Here is a 15,661-nt window from a genome sequence, read left to right as displayed (position 1 = left end):
TCAGCCTCCGTGATGACCGTCGTGACTGGCCGCCTCGGCCTCGCGCAGGGTTCCGGCGCGAAACTGGTCCAGCAGCTGACGTCCGATCAGGGCATTCTGACCTTCAGGTGCCAGTAAGGCGCGGAGGCCGGCGGCGTGCAGCGTGGTCCAGGCTTTCGGCCCATAGGCGCCGCTGACCACGACTTCTGCGCCCTGAGCGGCGAGGAACTGCGCCGCGCGCACGCCCGCACCGCCGTCGGCCTCCAACGCCGGATTGGGGAGACGTGTCCACTCGCCGCTTTCGCTGTCGACCAGAACGAAGAAGGGCGCGCGCCCAAAACGGGCATCGAAGGCCGCATCGAGCGTATCACCAGCCATTGAGAGCGCCAGTTTCATCGCGCCGACTCCGACAGGACACCATGTTCCAACTGTTCCAGCCGCACACGCAGCTGGGCGATCTCTTCACTCAACGGCCTGGCGGCCGCAGAAACACCGGGTTCCGAACGCCCCAGGCGACCGAACCCCTGACTGGCCATGGCGCGTCGACCGCCGCCACAGGGACCGCGTCCACGTCCTTGACACTGACCGCGACCCTGACCCCGTCCGGCTCCACGCGGACCTGTTCCATCTTGCATCGGCATTGTTCGACTCCTCGTCGGTGGCGGATAGGCCGTGAACGCCGGTGATTGCATCGGCCCGACGCCCTATCCACCTGAATCAATTCACGTCTCGGTGTCCGACATCGGATCGGAACCACCCAAACTCCAGGACCGCGATAGGATCGCCATCCGTGCTGGAAGTATCGGCCGATTCCTGATTCATTTACCCTGACATTTCGCAATAACAAGCGCACATATGTGCGTTTCAGTAGAATCTGTCCAATCGTTGTTCATCCACCCAGGAGTCCCTGTTCATGCCCAGACATCGCCGCACACGCCGGATTGGATTCGATCCCGGCGAACTCTGCTTCAAACCCTGCGGACGACGCGGACGTCAGCTCGAAACCCTCACGCTGCGCCCGGATGAGCTCGAAGCCCTGCGTCTGATGGATCTCGAGGGGTTGTACCAGGAAGAGGCGGCCGAACGGCTGGGGGTGTCGCGCACCACGCTGTCGCGCACCCTGGCGCGGGCGCGGCACACTGTCGTCGCTGCCTTGATCGGTGGCCGGCGGCTCGTGCTCGAACCGCGTTCTTCGTCATCAGCCATTGATCAGGATCAGGAGTAGACAGTGAAGCGGCCAGCGAGCGCGCCTCCGCGTCGTCTCGACTAGACTGCGACTGGAATCCGTTACGGTCTGGTCAAGGCCGCACGGGTCGACATCCACTCCGATGAGGATTCCGTCATGTTCAAACTCGATGCGATTCGGATCGCGACCATCGCCGCTCTCGGCGCGCTGTCGGTCCTGTGGGGAGCAGTCTGGGCTGAGTCCTCACCGTCGAAGGGAGCGGCGGCCACGCTGGAGGTCAAGGTGTTGGAGGTTCAGCCAACAACGGGCAACGAAGCCCTCTACCGGATGGAGGTCATCTCGGTGTTGCGCTCCAGCATCCGAGTGAAGCCGGGCGACAGCATCCGCGTGCGCTCCCGCCTCGCCGGCCCGGAGGCGCCGGATCAGGGTCTCAAGCCGCGCGGCTGGATCGGAATCGCCTATCTGAACCGTTCCTGAAACCATAGAAAAACATTCCATGGACGCCAGCCGAACAGTGCTGCCGACGATTGGCGGGCCGGAATCGCGCCGGCCACGGGCGATCAGGTCGCCGTGCGCGCCGTGCCCCGAGGGGTCGGTGGCGCACGGGATCGGTCCGTAGACCGGCCGCCCGTACGGTACATCCGTCGCTGCTCACGGGCGACCTGCCTCCAAAACGCCCAGACGTGCCGCCCCCGATTCCTCACGGGTAGGGGGCGGGCGGTTCCGGCGCGGCGATTGGGTCGCTCCGAGAGGTTCAAGGCGCGCCGCGCGATGACCAGCGCGGCGGCGTGATGGGGACCGAGGCCGTAGCGCTCGGCGAATTTCTCCCGACCGATCAGCGAAGTGTAGGCCGGGTGGCGGCTGAAGACTTCAAGCCCGGCGTCATGGGCACGCGCTTTGAGCGTGGCGACGATCCGATCATAGGCCAGGGCCGAGAGCATCCGGGCATAGCGCCCGCCCTCGGCTTCAAGCGCCGCTTTCTTGGCTGAAAAGTCGAGTTTCTCGATGGCCAGCGGCTTCCCCCGGTCACGGGCGAAGTCCATCAGGGTCTTGATCGCCTCGCCAATGCGCGCCTGGGTCTGGTGGCGGTCGAGGCCGTAGGTGACGAGCGGAATGGTGAGTGAGGCGATGGGATTGCCATGACGGTCGGTCTCGCAGACGGCCAGATGATCGGCGTTGAGATCGACCCCGATCGCCCCGAGTTGCCGGTCGCTGCGCTGCTCGAAGGGGCGCGCCTGGGTGGTGATGAATACCCGCCAGCCCTGGGCATCACGCTGGAAGCGGTAGCTGATGGCCTGCTCCAGGGTCAGGGCCGCGACCAGGGCCTCGGTGCCGTAAGGGAGCCGGATGTCGAAGCGAACGTATTTGTCGCCCTCCTGACAGAGTACGTTGGGAAGCCGCAGGCGCAGGGCAAAGCACTGCTCACCGAGATACTCCGCCACACAGCCCTGACAGCCGCCCGTCTCGTCCTTGGACCCCAGCACCACGAACTGGCTGGCGCGAGCGCGGCACCAGTCCGCTCGCCAGGCGTCGTGGGAGTCGTAGCCATTAGCGTGCAGGTCGAACTGGGCGTGAAACCGCTTGCGACCGCCAAAGCACAGGCGCACGCGATCATCGGCACGGTCGGCTTCGAGCTGGGCCAGACGCGCGCGCAACCGGGCCAGCCGGCGCTGTTTCTGGTGGCGTGTGTTCAGGCGACGGCGGCGTTCGGCCGCCTCCAGCGGCTGGGACAGCACTTGATCGAGCTTGGCGACCACCTGCTCGGCTTTCTTGATCCGTGCCCTGGCTTCCTCAAGCAGCCCCGCGCGCCGTTCCTGGATCGACGCGATCTTGCCTTTCAGGTTGATCGCCATCGCATTGAACTGCCGCGCCGTCAGCCCGAAACGAATCAGATAGTCCGACTTCAGTGCCGCCGGATCGCCGCCACGGGCCAGGTCGGCCAACAGCGCGCGCTCGGCGCGACCATACACCTCCGCATAGCCGTCCAGAACCTCATCCAGCCTCTCGTCGGGATCGCTGATCCGGGTATGATAGGTACGCTGCACTTTGGCTGGACGCTTCATGCCGAAGAGATTAGCCCATTCATCTATGTCTGGCTATGGTATGAGGCAACAGTTGCAACCCTCTATCTGGAGCCGAAATTCAACACGCTCTGCGGCTTCACCGAATCCGAGGTCACGACGGTGCTGGAACGGCTGGCGGCGGAGGGTGCCGGCGCCTCGGCCTGGACGCCCGCCGATGCTCTGAACACCATGCGCACGTTTTACAACGGCTATCGTTTCAGCGAAGACGCCGAGACCTCGGTTTACAATCCAACCCTGACGCTCTACTTCCTCAAGGCGCTCCAGGAGGTCGGTCGCCCGCGCCCTCTATGTCGAACGCCTGCGCGAGACCTGGCTGCCCGTCCGGCGGTGGCCGCACGGCTGGACGAGGCGGCGGAACAAGCACGCCGTTATGGCGCGACCCTGCGTAAGCGTTACGACCTGACCGACCTGCGCATCCTCGCGGTGGTGGCCATCGGGCTGGAGCGGCTGGTATGGCGGGTGCTGTGAGTGTCGTGTCGAACGACGGCCTCGGCGTCGTGAACATCGGCAAATCTGTCCTTCAGAATGACGTGCAAGCCACACCGGCTGATCAGTCAGACAGAGCCACGATTAAACCAGCATTCATTATGTATTGCGTCCACGATCACCTGTCCAGTGCACTGGGCTACAACATTTGAATCCACGCTTCGACTAAAAATAAGGTGTTAATTGACCTGGATCATTGGTGTCAGCCACGCTTGCAGCAATACTCTCGGGTGCCTACCGAGTGCGAGCTTGCCATGCGAACTGGCGCAAGCTTGCATCACCAGCGATGATCAACCGAAGCTGAGACGATGGGCTCCGCGCCGGTGGCTCGTCCGAAGCCAGGGAGGCATGGAGGCCACGGCGCACAGATTTCATTGGACTGAACGCTTGAGGGGACAGACACCATGGGTTGGACAGCGCCGATCGAGGCCGGGCCGTTACAGGCGGTCACAGCGAATCTGGGGATTGCAGGCACGTCGGAACACACCGACACGGAGCCGTTGGTCAGTGTGCCGATGGTCGAGTCCGTTCTACCACTGACCCGCTTCCGCGTTCACTTCACGGCTCAGGAGCCGATCCGGTTGCCCGAATACAGCGGCTCGGCCTGGCGGGGACTGCTCGGCCATGGGCTGCGCCGCACCGCCTGTGTCACCCGCCAGCCGACCTGTACGGGCTGCCTGCTCATCCACCATTGTGTCTACTCGACCCTGTTCGAGACCCCGGACGCCGAGGGTCAGCCGGGCGGATCCCCGCATCCCTTTATCCTGGCCGTCGATCCGCGCGCCCCGCGTGCGCTGGAGCCGGACGCTGCCTTTCACCTCGATCTCCAGTTGCTGGGCGCTGGTATCCAGCAGATGCCCTATCTGATTCATGCCTTTGGCTTGGCCGGCACGCGCGGATTCGGGCGCTCGGGTGGACGCTTCACCCTGACCGCCGTTGAGCGCGAAGTCACGCTGGGCGCTGAGGACTGGCGGACGGTCTATGACGCCACCGTCGGACGCTATGAGCCGCTGGAGACCGCCGCGCCCGTGATGCCGCCGGCCCCGGCGCGTGCCCACCTGCATCTGCTCACCCCCTGGCGGCTCAAGCGCGACGGACGGCGCATCGGCGCGCGCGAGCTGACCGCATTCGACGTCGCCCATGCCCTCTATCGCCGACTGCGCACCCTGGCGGTCGCACATGGCGGCGATCCTGACCGCTTCGATCATCGCCGGTTGCCGACCGATCCCACCGCCCTCCAACTGGAAGTCGACTGGTTGCGCTGGCACGACTGGACGCGCTATTCCTCGCGTCAGGACGCGCTGATGCAGCTGGGCGGGCTGATCGGTGAGGTCAGCCTTGATGGCCCGGCGCTTGCCGACCTGTGGCCGGCGCTCTGGTTCGGGCAGTGGACGCATGTCGGGCAGGGCACGGCCTTTGGGTTGGGGCGCTATCGGCTTGCAAGCTTGCAATAGACCGAAAGATCGGGAAACGGTTGGAGAATACGCCGCATGGAGAAACCGATGACACACGATGACCGCTTGGCCGCCTCCTGCCGGGTCGCGCTCGCGGGCCTGCTGCATGATGTCGGCAAGTTCGCCGAACGCGCGGGGCTTATGATCGACACCGAGGCGCTGGAGACGCATCTTCAGCTCTATGCCCGCCGCCAGGAGAAAGGCGGTCGACACTGGTACAGCCATCGCCATGCGGCCTATACGGCGCTGGCGATCGACCAACTGGAACCGCACCTGCCGCGCCTCGTCGGCCAGGACATGACGCCCTTTGCGGCCTGGAAGGATCGCGATGCCGATGACTCGCTCATCAATGCCGCCGCCTGTCACCACAAACCGACCACGTTCATGCAGTGGATCATCGCCACCGCCGACCGCGTGGCTTCGGGCTTCGAACGCGAGACCTTCGACCGCTACAACGACAGTGAGGAGCAGACCAGCACCAAGCTCAACCACATCACGTCCCGGCAACTGACGCTGTTCGAGCAGATCCGTCTGGACGAGGCCGCCGCCAAACCGGGCGCACTGACCAAACGCTATCCGCTCCAGCCCCTGGCGCCGTTGACGCTCTTCCCGGTGCCGGCCAAGGAGGTCGAAACCACCCAGGCGGCCCAGGCTCAGGCCGACTATCGCCGGCTCTGGGACGGCTTTCTTGGGGCGCTGACCGCGATCCCGGCCTCACACCGCGCGCGGCTCGACCTCTGGCTCGATCACTTCGAGACCCTGTGGCTGACCTTCACCCACGCCATCCCCTCAGCCACCGCCTTTGGCGTCCGGCCGGAGGTCTCGCTCTACGACCACTCCAAGGCCGTGGCCGCGCTGGCCGTGGCGTTGTGGCGTTACCATCACGAACGCGGCGACGATCCAAAGGCCGTGGCTCAGGCGCAGCGCGACCGCCTCGACTGGGATGAGTCGAAGTTGCTACTGATCCAGGGCGATCTCTTCGGCATCCAGGAGTTCATCTTCGCCAGTGGCGGAGAGACCAACCGCCGCGCCGCCAAGCTGTTGCGCGGACGCTCGTTCTACGTCGGCCTCCTGACCGAATGCGCGGCTATGCGCGTGCTCGATGCGCTGGCCTTGCCTGCGACCAGCCAGATCATCAACGCCGCCGGCAAATTTCTGATCGTGGCGCCCAATACCGCCGAGACCCTGGAGGCGCTCGAGCGCGTGCGTCGCGACATCGATGCCTGGTGTCTGGAACACAGTCGCGGGCAGTCCGGTGTGGGTCTGGCCTGGATGGCGGCCTCGTGCAACGACTTTCTGAGTGATTCGGACGCGCCTAACGCTCATGGTCGCTTCGGCGCGCTGATGAAACGACTGTTCGCCCAGCTCGAACAGGCCAAAGCTCAGCGCTTCGGGCTCTGTGGCGAGTCGGCCCCCACGGCGGCCTTCACCGGGTTCCTCGATCGCTTCGATAACACCCGTGGTGTCTGCCAGATCGACGGACGTTCGCCGGCAGTGACGCAACTCACGGAAGCCGGTCGCACCATCCATCTCGGGCGTCTGGCCAAGGACCAGATCGACTTGGGCAACTGGCTGACCCGCCACGAACGGCTGCTGGTGAGCCGCTCCCCAATCGTCCGCGACACGCTCGACATCGACCTGTTCGGCTATTGCGTCGGCTTCACCGGCGACGAGGAAGCCAGCGGGCGCTTTGGCCCCGAGGTCTACCGCGACAACCTGTTGCGGGTCTGGGATTTCAGTCTGCCGGATGAAGACGGCCGCCGCCCGTTATGGAACGGCTACGCGCGCCGCGCGATCAACGCCTACATCCCGCGCTTTCTGGGCGATGAGTCCGGGAATGTCTGGTTCGAGGACAAGTATGGTCGGGCCGATCCCGAGGATCCGTTCGACGCCGGCCCCGAAGAACCCAAGACCTTCAACCATCTGGCCTGTGAGGATCAGCGCCTCGATGAGCGCGGGCGCTGGGTCGGTATTCGCGCCCTGACCACGCTCAAGGGCGATGTGGATAACCTCGGCGCCATTTTCCAGCGCGGACTGGAGGCCCCGACCTTCGCCAAGATGGCGGCGCTCTCGCGCCAGATGAACGCCTTCTTCGCCCTCTATCTGCCGTGGCTGTGCCGGACCCGCTACCCAAACGCCTATACCGTGTTTGCCGGCGGGGATGACTTCTTCCTGATCGGACCCTGGAAGACGCAGATGGATTTGGCGCGTGAACTGCGCGCCGAGTTTCACCGCTATGTCGCCGAGAACCCCGGCATCCATTTCTCAGCTGGACTCTCGACGACCAAGCCGGGGCTGCCGGTGCGACATCTGGGCGAGCTGGGCGAACAGGCCCTGGAGGCGGCCAAAACGCACCGTCCCGAGAAAGACAGCGTGACCGGCTTTGGCCAAACGGTGCCCTGGACAACCTTCGATGAACTGGACAAGGCACGCACCGAACTGGAAGGGCTGGCAACCGAAATCGGTCTGAGTACAGGGTATCTCTATGGACTGCTGGAACTCATCGACAAGGCCGAGCGTTTCCAGAATTCCAAGACATCGCGCCCAGAAGACGCCATCTGGCACAGCCAGTTTGCCTATCGCACCTATCGGATGCTGGAGCAGCGCTTGCGCGGTCGCGATCTGGAGCCGGAACGTCGGCGTGTGATGCAGCGTCTGGCCCAGGTCATCGCCCAGCAGGGCATCGAGCGTTTCGGCGGCGACTATCGCTTGGCGCTGTTCACCCATCTCTATCAGACCCGCGACTGAGGATTCATCCCATGGCCGAAGGACGTTACAACCCATCCCAACGCGGCCCGTATCGAGGCCGTGACGACCGCCAACAGCGCCGCGATGAACCGGACATTGATCTGAGCCGGGTTCGGTTTGGGGCCGACCTGGAGGCACAGCTGTTCAACGAGGTGGCTCAGCACTGTGCCAAGACCATCAGCGAGAGCAACCAGCGCAGCAACAAACCGAGTCAGCTGCGCCGCTTCTACGATGAGCTGTTGATGTGGGTGGCCAAGGTCGAGCAAACCCCCGAGCGCTTCGAGGAGTACCAGCCCTTCATCCTGATGCTCAATGCCAAAGCGGCCTATGCCAAAGGGCGCGATCTGGTCGACGCTAACTTCGTGGCGCTGCTCGCTCACTGTCTGCGCCAGGCCGAGGATGCTAAGACGCTGGGCCAGGTGAAGCTGTTCCTGGAAGCCTTTCTGGGCTTCTACAAGGCCGAGCGCCCGCGCGAGAACTAGGACCAGCACGGCTCGAACCCCGTTTTTCAAGGAGACCCTCATGCAACTGACCCAGATCCAGAAGCTCGTCGGCCAGATCGAACTTGTCAGTGGACTACACATCGGCGGCAGCAGCACCGAGATGCACATCGGCGGTACCGACAACCCGGTGATCAAGAATCCCGTCACCAATCAGCCCTACATTCCCGGCTCCAGTCTCAAGGGCAAGATGCGCAGTCTGCTCGAATGGCGCGCCGGCCTGGTCGGGATCACCGATGGCAAGCCGGTGGGTTTCCGTGATGTCGCCAAGCCCGAGCTGTCGTCTGAGCAACAACGAGCGGCCAAGGTCATCCTGACACTCTTCGGCGGCGCACCAGAGGGCGATCCAGATCTGGAACTGGTGCGCGAAATCGGCCCGACGCGGCTGGCGTTCTGGGACTGCAATCTCGATCCGGCGTGGGTCGCGGAGATGCTTGACCGCAACCTGCTCCTGACCGAGCACAAGACCGAGAACGCCATCGACCGCATCCGGGGCGTGGCTGAGCATCCGCGCAACACCGAGCGCGTGCCGGCGGGGGCGCGCTTCGCGTTCCAACTCACCCTCAAGGTGCACGATGACGAGGATCTGCTCGATGAGTTGCTAGTGGGCCTGAAGCTCCTGGAGCTGACCGGACTCGGCGGCTCGGGGTCGCGCGGCTACGGCAAGATCCGCTTCACGGGTCTGACCCTGGGCCAGAACGCACTTCAGGCCCGTCTGGATCAACTGACGCTCGACTGAGCGGGAGCCGCTGGATGGAGACTCTTGCACTGCGTCTGCGACCGCTGACGGCCTTCGGGTCGCCGCTGCTGGGCGACACGCTGTTTGGGCAACTGTGCTGGGCGGCCCGCCATCGGTTCGGGACCGGGCGCCTCGCGGATCTGCTCACCGGTTATACGGCAGGACGCCCCTTCGCGGTCGTCTCCGACGCCTTCCCCGAAGGCATGTTGCCGCGTCCGGCCTTGCCGTTGTCGCTGTTCCACGCAATCCCCGGCGCTGATCGCAAGCAGGCCAAGCGCCGGCATTGGATCCCGCTGTCGGTCTTGTCCACGCCGCTGCTCGACTGGCTCGGGCAGGCCCAGAGCGATGCGGAATTGCTCGCGGCCCAGCACTCGGATACGGCCCCGTCGCGATCGCTGTCGATCACGCATCCCCAACCCCACAACAGCCTCAACCGGCTGACGGGAACTACGGGGCGCGGTGAGTTTGCGCCCTACACCCAGATGCAGCGCTGGCACGCTCCCGAAGTGGCGCTCGTCTGTCGCGTGGTCTTCGATCCGGCGCGTCTGTCTGCCGATGAGATCGCACAACTGTTCGCCGACATCGGAGCCTCGGGCTTTGGGCGTGACGCGAGCATCGGACTGGGCAAATTCGACGTCGAGGCGATCCCTGACGCCCCCTGGCCGCACCAGTACAACGCCAACGCCTGCCTGACTCTGGCTCCCTGTGCGCCCCAGGGGCTGGCGTGGGACGCCGGTCGCTGCTTCTACGAGGTTTTCACCCGCTTCGGGCGGCATGGCGATCTGGCGGTTCATGAGGGCAATCCGTTCAAGACCCCGCTGTTGCTTGCGCGCGCCGGGGCGATTCTGACCCCGCGCCAGATGCCCGAGGCGCCCTTCATCGGGCAGGGACTCGGGGGCGACGGCGCGCTCTCGAAGGTCATCCCCGAGACCGTCCACCAGGGCTATGCCCCCTGCATTCCGATCCATCTGCCGCTGCTGGAGGTGGCCGCATGAGTCACGGATTCTCGACCTGGCAACTGGCCATCACGCCGCTCTCGCCGGTGCATATCGGCACGGGGGAGGACTATGAGCCGACTCAGTACGTTATCGATGGGGATGGGCTCTACAGCTTCAGTCCCGAAGCGGCCTTGCGGGCGCTACCAGAGGCGGCCCGCGCCGACTTGTTGCGTATTCTGAACGGTCCGCCCACGGTCGAGTTGCTCAAGCAGGTGCAGGCGTTCTTCCATCGTCAGGCCGAACGGCTGATCCCCGAAGCCGAGCATGTCATTCCGGTGCTGCCGACCATCGCCGCCGAGTACGCCGAACGGGTCGGAAAGACCGCGCAGAGAGAGCGCGAGCGCGACATCATCAACCAGCTACGCATCATGCGTACCTATGGTGATGCAGCCACCCGCCGCCCAATCCTGCCCGGCTCCAGCCTCAAGGGAGCAATCCGTACCGCGCTGCTCGATCGGGTCAATGGCGGTGCCTCGCTGCCGCCGGATATCAAGCGCCTGCCGGAACACAAGCGCAACGTCCCGCTGCAGAAGCACCTGTTCGGCTATGACAATTTCGATCAAGACCCCATGCGCCTGGTGCAGCTGGGAGATGCCGCCGACGTGCGCCCGTCCGAGACGCTCGGCACCGAGATCCGCTATGCCGTCAACCGCAAGCGTCAGCCGGTCACCAAGGATGGGCGCGAGATCGCCGCGCAGGCCGAAAATCTGCGCCAAGTCGTCGAGTGCATCCCGTTACTGCGTCCGCGCGCTTTTCAGGGGCAGCTTTCGCTGCAAGAGCTTGGAGGACTGACCGGTCCCAAGCTGCCCGCACCCGAGTTGCGCTGGACGTTCGAGGAACTGGCCGAAGCCTGCCAGGCGTTCTATCGCCCGATCCTGGAGCGCGAACTTCAGGAACTGGGATCACGCGGGTATCTGGACGCTGGCTGGCGTGCGGCGATCCGACAAATTCTGGAGGCCCAGGAACACGCATTCAGTGCCCGGCGTGCGTTTCTGTTGCGGGTCGGTTTCCATAGCGGGGCCGAGTCAGTGACACTCAACGGCGTGCGCTCGATCAAGATCAACATGGGGCGTGACCCTCAGACCGGCCGCACGCGCTACGAGGATTTGCCCGTCACCAAGACCGTCTGGCTAGCAGCTCAGGACATCCAGCAACGCCGTGATCTGGTTCCCTTTGGCTGGGTGCTGGTCGAAGCTATCCCGCACGATCAGGCGTTCGCCGATTGGCCCGTTGGGCTGACTGAGCAGGGGGTGAACGAAGCCTCTGACGAGGCGAACTGGCGAGGTGGCATCGAGACCCGTCGCCGCGAATTGCGCGAGCGTCTCGACGCCGAGCGCGCGCGTGACCAGGCCCAGCGCGAAGCGACTGAACGTCAGGTGCGCGAAGAGGCTGAGCGGGCGGCGCGGCTGGCCACGCTCTCTGAACAGGGACGTCAACTGGAAGGGCTGCGCACGCGGCTGGAACAGGATCGGCGTGCCAATCTCCGGCAAGCCGGGGGCGAACTGGCCAATCGGCTGGTGGCCGTGCTCAAAGAGGCGGCCGAGTCCTGGCCGGCAGAGGACTGTGTGGCCCTGGCCGATCTAGCCGAGGAGATCTACGGCTACATCGGCTGGCCGACAAGCAAGAAGAAACGCGAACGTCAGGCACAGATCCAGGCTCTGCGGCAGCGTTCTTGATGCGCTCAATTCAGGATGACCGTCATGAAAATCCATATTGCACTGGTTTCCGCTCAGATCCTTCCCAATCTGATCCCCATCCTCATGGAGCGGCCGGATCGGGTACTCCTGATGGTCACCCCCGAGATGGCGGCGCGTCGTCTCGACCGGCGTCTCGAAAAGCTACTCAAGGAGCAGGGCATTGGGGTGGAACTGTTCTTGGATGTGCCCGATGCCGGATTGCGCGAGATCAAGGCGTATGCCGATACGCTGGCCAATCGGCTCATCGAGGAGCAGGCGGACGCTGAAATTGTCCTCAATGCCACCGGCGGCACCAAGCTGATGTCGTTTGGATTCGTAGAGGCGTTTCGTGGGATTGCCGGTCACATCCTCTACACCGACACGGCCCACCGGCGCATCGAGTATCTGCCCAACGCGCAGGCGTTGCTGCCTGAACCCACGCCGATGGGTAACGTGCTCGATGTGCCGCTGTATCTGGCAGCCCAGGGGTTTCGGTTCCGCCGGGCAGCGTCCGATGAGGTCAGCTGGCGTGAGGCGGTGAGCCAGCGTAAGGCCACCTGCAAGTTTCTCGGCAAGCATATCGCCGATCCCCATTTGCAAAATTTCATTGGCGCAATGAACCGCCTGGTCGACCGGGCGTTGGAAAACATTCCGGGCACTTATGAAGACCGGCTGGTCGCGCCCGACCAAGCCTTTGAGACCGTGCCCTTCGGAATCTGGGCCAAGGCGCTGGGCGAGCTGGTAAAGGCGGCGCTGATTACCTGGCAGGACGGCTCGCCGGACGTCACCTTTACCAGCGTCGAGGCCGCGCGCTTCGTGCGGGGTGGCTGGCTGGAGGAGTACGCCTGGCACACGGTCAAGGATGCCGGTGCCTTCGATACGCGACTCAGTGTCGAGGGGGTCTGGGCCGACACCCGGAAGACCATCAACGAATTCGATGTTCTGGCCTGCCACATCAATCAGCTGCTTTTCATCGAATGCAAGACGCCGCGCATCGGTCCCAACAATGAGAACGACATCGCCTACAAGCTAAAAAGCTTGAGTCAGGATGCGGGAGGCTTGTTTGGCGATACCTGGTTGCTGTCGGCACGTCAGCCCTCGGATGTGCTGATCGAACGGGCCAAACAGGCCCGTTTCAGACTGATTGGCCCCGATGAGCTGGCCAATTTACGCGAACTGGTGCTCGATTGGCTTTCGGGTCGAGACTGAGTGGGACCGTCGACGGCTGCAAGCTTGTAGCGCCAACCGCTCGCCAACGGCTTCGGGATAATGACGCTCCACCCAGCGCAACTTGGAGAAGCGAAGCCGCATGCCCACACTCTGGACGGAAGACTGGCTGCTGTTTCTGATGCGCTGTCAGGACGCCTACCTGCAACGTGACCGCCCCGAGGGCTTCATCTATGTGGTGGATGTCATGGAAGGGATCATCCCGATCAACCAGGCGTTGGCCAGGCAGGTGATTCGAAAGCCGGTCATCTACCAGGAACGCTGGCGTGAAGGCTGGGTGGAAGCACGCGACACCGGCAAGGTGCGCTGGAAACACATCTGATCGCCGAACGACCGTCGCGCCGGCGGCCACCGCCGGCTCGACCGACTGCTCAAGGACCACTTATGACTCAGTCTCCCCCCCGCCGTATCCTGCTGGCCGTCACCGGCCTGACCCCACAGATCGTCACCGAGACGCTCTATGCGCTGGCCTGCAACCGCTCAGATCCCTGGATTCCGCACGAGGTCCATCTGATCACCACCGCCACCGGCGCCGACAACGCGCGGCTCAATCTGCTGGCCGGTGAACGCTGGTTTCATCGGCTGTGCGGCGACTATGGTCTGCCGCCGATCGCCTTCAATCCCGAGTATATCCATGTGCTCGAGGACGCCGAGGGCCGCCCGCTCGATGACATCCGCACCCAGGCCGACAACACCCTGGCCGCCGACTTCATCACCGAAACCCTACGCGGCTTGACCGAAGATCCCGACACCGAGATCCATGTCTCCATCGCCGGCGGGCGCAAGACCATGGGCTATTACCTGGGCTATGCGCTCTCGCTCTACGGACGTCCCCAGGATCGGCTGTCGCATGTGCTGGTCTCTGACCCCTATGAGACCAACCGCGATTTCTACTATCCGACCCCCTATGAGCATCCGATCCACAGCCGTCGGGGTGACAAGGAAGTCACGGTTGATGCGCACAACGCGCGCGTGGATCTGGCGGATATCCCCTTCGTGCTGCTGCGCGACGGTCTGCCGGAGCGGCTGCGCACCGGGCAGGCGAGCTTCACCCGCGCGGTGTTCACAGCCAACCGTGGCCTACAACCGGCGCGTTTGATCATGGATGTCGCCCAACGTCGGGTTTGGATCGATGATGAAGAACTGGGGTTAACCAAAACGGAGTTTGTGGTCTTGCTGTGGCTGGCCGAGCGGGCGCGTAACGGCGCTTCAGTTACCGACTGGTCAACACGGGCGATGGCGGAAGCGTTTCTTGATCGCGTGAAACGGGTTTTTTCCAATCCCATGGATGGTGAACATGATCGGATCAAGGCCAGCTTCGAGTCTCATGACTATTTTCCGCTGAAGGTCGCCAAGTACTTCGAGCCGAAGAAATGCACGATCAACAACAAAATCCTCAAGCTGCTGGGTCCGCGCCCGGCGGAGCGTTATGTGATTGGCCGCGGTAATGACAATGCCTTTCCCCTGATTCCGGAGCAGATCGAGATTCTTGGTGGCTAACGCGCCTCCAAGCAGGCCGGTTCTCACAAGCTTGTGAGAACCCGGAGATGGAGTGAAATGCCGGATCATTGCGCCGACCTGATGACATCCACCTTCCAACAGCGGAAAAATCCTATGCTTTTCCTGATTGCATTTCTCACCCCGGTCGTGTCCGGCCTCGTCAGCGGGGCGACCACCGTCCTCAGTGCGGCGGCGGCGGGGGCCGCTACTGGAGCGGCAGCCGCCGGTACGATGGGGGCGGCCATTGGTGCCACAACGGGGGCGGTCGGGTCGGCTGCCGCCGTTGTGGCAGGCACGACGGCCAGCGCCGCATCGGTGGCCACCACCGTGGGTGCCGTGGGTACGGCCACGGTCGTCACCAAGGCGTCCATCGATACGCTGCGCGCCGGTCAGACCGCGCTCGTGACCCGGCGTGCGCGCCGGACGTCCCTCGCCTAACCCGCCCTCAACGGTCGCTCGTATCGGGCGACCCCTCAAGCCGCTCATGGCCAGCCAATGCAGCCAGGGCGATGAATTCAGCCTGGAGTTCTGAAAGAGACGTCAGGATGTCAGCGTTAAAAGCACTTGATCCAAGCGCCAAGTTCGATACTATCGAGCTTGGCTGACAAGGCCACTCTGATCCCGAAATCTGTTGTATTTTTGGTCAAAACTTGACCTAACTTTTTTGCTGACTCTATGTGTATGCTAGAGCTTGTCTATCAAACTGATTTTTCAAGCAAAAGTTATCCACAGGGAGTCCGCATTGAGACCCGCTTTCGAGGGGATTAAGACTGATCGTCGACGAGGGCTGTCAAGTGACGCTCGAGTCCGCATTGAGACCCGCTTTCGAGGGGATTAAGACGCCAGTGCTTTCCTCGTGAGTCCGGTTGCTGGGTCCGCATTGAGACCCGCTTTCGAGGGGATTAAGACCAGTATTCACTCCATGGACCGTCGATCCAGTACTGTCCGCATTGAGACCCGCTTTCGAGGGGATTAAGACAACTGGAACGTTAAGATGAGGGCGGGGCGCGTGGGTCCGCATTGAGACGCTCTTTAGAGGGGATTTAGACATGGCGAGCTTATCGATGGCGGAGTGGAGGGTGGG

General features: G+C 63.6%; 16 protein-coding genes and 1 CRISPR repeat array. Of the genes, 13 read left to right on the top strand and 3 right to left on the bottom strand.

All coding sequences use genetic code 11. The features are described from left to right. Entirely contained in the window at positions 1–375 is a 375-nt protein-coding gene (locus GJ668_RS09480; RefSeq protein WP_155449920.1) for a NifB/NifX family molybdenum-iron cluster-binding protein, read from the bottom strand. After that, complete coding sequence (locus GJ668_RS09475; protein WP_186343005.1) at positions 372–614, bottom strand: hypothetical protein; 243 nt, start codon at positions 612–614, stop codon at positions 372–374. The genes GJ668_RS09480 and GJ668_RS09475 overlap by 4 nt, the downstream gene beginning before the upstream one ends. 278 nt (positions 615–892) lie before the next feature. On the opposite strand from GJ668_RS09475, the gene GJ668_RS09470 reads away from it, so the two are divergent. Both GJ668_RS09470 and GJ668_RS09465 read left to right on the top strand, forming a co-directional pair. Next, a complete protein-coding gene (locus GJ668_RS09470) occupies positions 893–1,204 on the top strand; it encodes a DUF134 domain-containing protein (RefSeq protein ID WP_155449918.1) in 312 nt (103 codons plus the stop codon). Between the two features lie 117 nt (positions 1,205–1,321). Then, positions 1,322–1,642: a hypothetical protein gene (locus GJ668_RS09465; RefSeq protein WP_186343004.1), complete on the top strand. Its 321-nt coding sequence runs from the start codon at positions 1,322–1,324 to the stop codon at positions 1,640–1,642. A gap of 83 nt (positions 1,643–1,725) precedes the next feature. On the opposite strand, the gene GJ668_RS09460 is transcribed toward GJ668_RS09465, so the two are convergent. Next, on the bottom strand, positions 1,726–3,210 hold the full coding sequence (locus tag GJ668_RS09460) for a transposase (protein WP_155449917.1): 1,485 nt from the start codon (positions 3,208–3,210) through the stop codon (positions 1,726–1,728). On the opposite strand from GJ668_RS09460, the gene GJ668_RS09455 reads away from it, so the two are divergent. The 11 genes from GJ668_RS09455 (at position 3,193) to GJ668_RS09405 (ending at position 15,015) form a co-directional block, all read left to right on the top strand. Beyond that, a complete protein-coding gene (locus tag GJ668_RS09455) occupies positions 3,193–3,717 on the top strand; it encodes a P-loop NTPase family protein (RefSeq protein ID WP_155449916.1) in 525 nt (174 codons plus the stop codon). The genes GJ668_RS09460 and GJ668_RS09455 overlap by 18 nt on opposite strands. Positions 3,718–4,139: 422 nt before the next feature. Then, entirely contained in the window at positions 4,140–5,189 is a 1,050-nt protein-coding gene (gene cas6 / locus GJ668_RS09450; protein WP_155449915.1) for a CRISPR system precrRNA processing endoribonuclease RAMP protein Cas6, read from the top strand. A 48-nt stretch (positions 5,190–5,237) separates the two neighbouring features. After that, positions 5,238–7,937, top strand: a complete 2,700-nt coding sequence (cas10, locus tag GJ668_RS09445; protein WP_246194761.1) for a type III-A CRISPR-associated protein Cas10/Csm1 — start codon at positions 5,238–5,240, stop codon at positions 7,935–7,937. 11 nt (positions 7,938–7,948) lie between these two features. After that, on the top strand, positions 7,949–8,419 hold the full coding sequence (csm2, locus tag GJ668_RS09440) for a type III-A CRISPR-associated protein Csm2 (RefSeq protein WP_155449913.1): 471 nt from the start codon (positions 7,949–7,951) through the stop codon (positions 8,417–8,419). A gap of 40 nt (positions 8,420–8,459) precedes the next feature. Continuing rightward, positions 8,460–9,176, top strand: coding sequence for a type III-A CRISPR-associated RAMP protein Csm3 (gene csm3, locus GJ668_RS09435; RefSeq protein WP_155449912.1), 717 nt, complete (start codon positions 8,460–8,462; stop codon positions 9,174–9,176). A gap of 14 nt (positions 9,177–9,190) precedes the next feature. Further along, positions 9,191–10,171 carry a type III-A CRISPR-associated RAMP protein Csm4 gene (csm4, locus tag GJ668_RS09430; RefSeq protein WP_155449911.1) on the top strand — a complete coding sequence of 327 codons (981 nt, stop codon included), beginning with the start codon at positions 9,191–9,193 and terminating at the stop codon, positions 10,169–10,171. Further along, positions 10,168–11,850, top strand: coding sequence for an RAMP superfamily CRISPR-associated protein (locus GJ668_RS09425; RefSeq protein ID WP_155449910.1), 1,683 nt, complete (start codon positions 10,168–10,170; stop codon positions 11,848–11,850). Before csm4 ends, GJ668_RS09425 begins: the two co-directional genes overlap by 4 nt. A gap of 24 nt (positions 11,851–11,874) precedes the next feature. Further along, entirely contained in the window at positions 11,875–13,059 is a 1,185-nt protein-coding gene (locus tag GJ668_RS09420; protein ID WP_186343003.1) for a Card1-like endonuclease domain-containing protein, read from the top strand. Between the two features lie 100 nt (positions 13,060–13,159). Further along, positions 13,160–13,399 (top strand): hypothetical protein, encoded by a 240-nt coding sequence (locus GJ668_RS09415; RefSeq protein ID WP_155449908.1) that lies wholly within the window; start codon positions 13,160–13,162, stop codon positions 13,397–13,399. 62 nt (positions 13,400–13,461) lie between these two features. Further along, positions 13,462–14,577 carry a CRISPR-associated ring nuclease Csm6 gene (gene csm6, locus GJ668_RS09410; RefSeq protein WP_155449907.1) on the top strand — a complete coding sequence of 372 codons (1,116 nt, stop codon included), beginning with the start codon at positions 13,462–13,464 and terminating at the stop codon, positions 14,575–14,577. A 57-nt stretch (positions 14,578–14,634) separates the two neighbouring features. After that, complete coding sequence (locus GJ668_RS09405) at positions 14,635–15,015, top strand: hypothetical protein (RefSeq protein WP_155449906.1); 381 nt, start codon at positions 14,635–14,637, stop codon at positions 15,013–15,015. Between the two features lie 297 nt (positions 15,016–15,312). Then, a CRISPR array of direct repeats spans positions 15,313–15,626; the repeat unit is 36 nt; unit sequence GTCCGCATTGAGACCCGCTTTCGAGGGGATTAAGAC. Positions 15,627–15,661: the final 35 nt, after the last annotated feature.

The sequence above is a fragment of the Allochromatium palmeri genome (assembly GCF_009720725.1).
GTDB lineage: Bacteria > Pseudomonadota > Gammaproteobacteria > Chromatiales > Chromatiaceae > Thermochromatium > Thermochromatium palmeri.
This window is presented reverse-complemented; position numbering and strand designations above follow the sequence as displayed.